Source organism: Sphingomonas sp. Leaf25 (assembly GCF_001421635.1).
In the GTDB taxonomy this organism is placed as follows: Bacteria; Pseudomonadota; Alphaproteobacteria; order Sphingomonadales; family Sphingomonadaceae; genus Sphingomonas.
In genome coordinates, this window is the sequence record NZ_LMKU01000023.1 from 64,217 (window position 1) to 66,432 (window position 2,216).

At 65.7% G+C, this 2,216-nt stretch carries 4 protein-coding genes; 1 reads left to right on the plus strand and 3 read right to left on the minus strand.

What is annotated here, in order from left to right; genetic code table 11:
- Positions 1-376 (minus strand): TMEM175 family protein (locus ASE78_RS19520; RefSeq protein ID WP_235514936.1); only part of this gene is annotated, 376 nt, incomplete at its 3' end.
- Positions 377-859: 483 nt separating this feature from the next.
- Positions 860-1,504, minus strand: a complete 645-nt coding sequence (locus tag ASE78_RS08185) for a DNA-3-methyladenine glycosylase family protein (protein WP_056496381.1) — start codon at positions 1,502-1,504, stop codon at positions 860-862.
- 62 nt (positions 1,505-1,566) lie between these two features.
- Here ASE78_RS08185 and ASE78_RS08190 point away from each other — a divergent pair, with 62 nt between their 5' ends.
- Positions 1,567-1,884: a 2Fe-2S iron-sulfur cluster-binding protein gene (locus ASE78_RS08190; RefSeq protein ID WP_056495607.1), complete on the plus strand. Its 318-nt coding sequence runs from the start codon at positions 1,567-1,569 to the stop codon at positions 1,882-1,884.
- 115 nt (positions 1,885-1,999) lie between these two features.
- On the opposite strand, the gene ASE78_RS19525 is transcribed toward ASE78_RS08190, so the two are convergent.
- On the minus strand, positions 2,000-2,216 hold a 217-nt coding region (locus ASE78_RS19525), incomplete at its 5' end, for a TrmH family RNA methyltransferase (RefSeq protein WP_321163087.1).

Consider the following 2,216-nt stretch of genomic DNA (forward strand, 5'->3'; position numbering starts at 1 on the left):
GCAGATAGGCGGTGTAGAAGCCGATCGCGACGCGCAGCAGCGAATAATCGCTGAGGATGGCGGTCGGAAACGGCATGAACGCGATTGCCATCAACAGCAGCAGATTGGCGCGGACCAGCGCCGGGTCGGCGGTATCGATCATCCCCATCAACCGGTGATGCCCGGTCCAGAACCGGCCGATGACGAGGAAACTGATGATGAAGCCGATATAGTTCGGCAGCAGGTGCAGCAGTGCCTGCGCGAGCGAGTGGTCGCTGACGACGTGCAGTTCGGGCAGCCGTACCTCGATCACCAGCAGCGTCATCGCAATGGCGAACACGGCATCCGAAAAGAAGGTCAGTCGTTCGAGCTTGGCATGTTCACGGTCGTTGGTCATCGTCACCCCCCGGTCCCCTCTCCTTCACCGGTTGCGACGGCGAAGGCAAGCGATCGGACAGCATCCGGGGGGCGATCGTCGCCTGCGCGTCGCCCGTCCTGACCGCTCCGTCGGGCGGTTTGACATTGCCGGTGTCCTACACGTCGTCGATCCGCCATGCTGTGCGCGGCTCTTTGACAACCGCATCTGAACCAAGCCCTGGTCGCTGGGCCGCAAGGGCGCGCAACCTATCAGCGCCCACACCCCCTCCGCGTCTCCGCGCCTCCGCGCGAACCAGATTTTCTTATCCCACTTGCCTCGGGTTGCGATCGGTTCGCAAAAAACGCGCCGTTAGTGTAAACTTTGTAAACTTTGGGGGGAATTGGGCGCTGCAACAGGCTCCGCCACGGGCAAAGCCCGTGTCGTCGGACGGCGCTTTACGCGCCGCCGGCCGGACGCGCCTTGGGCCGCTCGACGTAGCTTCGCTACGTCTCGGTCGGCGCGTCAGATCGCACTGTTCTTCGCGTCACCCGTCGCCGGATCGAACATATAATGATGCCACGCAAACACCGTCACCGCACTACGATGCGGCCGCCAAGCCTCTGCCAGCACCCGAATATCCTTCTCGCTCGGCCGCTCGGGCAACCCCATGATCCGCCCGATCTCCACCTGCACCGCAAGGTCCCCCGCCGGCCACACGTCGGTCCGCCCCTCGGCGAACAACAGGTAGATTTCGGCCGACCACCGCCCGATCCCCTTCACCCGCACCAGCGCGGCGATCGCTTCCTCGTCATCCTCCGGCAGATGGGCGAGGTCGAGCCGCCCGCTGATGACCTCGTCGGCCAGACTGCGGGCATAGCCCGCCTTTTGCCGCGACAGCCCGGCGGCGCGCAGCTCCTCATCGCTCGCCGCGACGATTCGCGCCGGATCGGTCGGGTCGCCCAGCATCGCCGAAAGCTTCGCCCACACCGAATCAGCCGCCTTGTAGCTGACCTGCTGGCCGACGATCGTGCGCAGCAGCGTCGCATAGCCCCGCTCGCGGATGCGCGGCTCGGGATAGCCGGCATAGGCCAGCGCCTTTGCGAACGCCGGCTCGATCACGGCCATGGCATCCAGCGAGGTCCGCAACTGTTCGGCGGAAAGGCCCATGGCGGCTTCCTTGCAATCGATCGGAGCGCCCGGCATGGGACGTGCGATCAGGAGATGAAACGATGCCGAGGCTTACCGTCGTCACCCGCGCAGGGGAAGAACGAACCGTGGACGGAGAGGCCGGCCTGTCGGTGATGGAAGTCATCAAGGACCACGGCTTCGACGAGATGCTGGCGATCTGCGGCGGATGCTGTTCGTGCGCGACCTGCCACGTCCATGTCGACCCGGCATTCCTCGACCGCCTGCCGCCGATGACCCGCGACGAGGACGACCTGCTCGATTCGGTCGACGACCGTGGCCCGACCTCACGATTGGCCTGCCAGATTCCGTTCGAGGATGCGCTCGACGGGCTGAAAGTTCAAATCGCCCCGGAGGACTGACGCCCCAACCGTCGCCCCAGCGCAGGCTGGGGCCTCAAGCGGCGCTTGTCGCGTCTCATCCGCAAGAGATCCCAGCCTTCGCTGGGATGACGTATCTGTCAGGCCTGCCGCGCGATCACCCCCCGTGCGTCGCCATCGCATACAACGCGATCGCCGCCGCGTTCGACACGTTCAGGCTCTCGACCCGGTCCGAAATCGGCAGCTTGGCGAGGATGTCGCAGTGCGCCTCGGTATTCTGCCGCATCCCCTCGCCCTCGGCCCCGACGACCAGCGCGATCCGCTTCGGCCCCAGCGCGTCGCTCAGCAGCGTCTCGGTATGGCCGGTCAGCCCG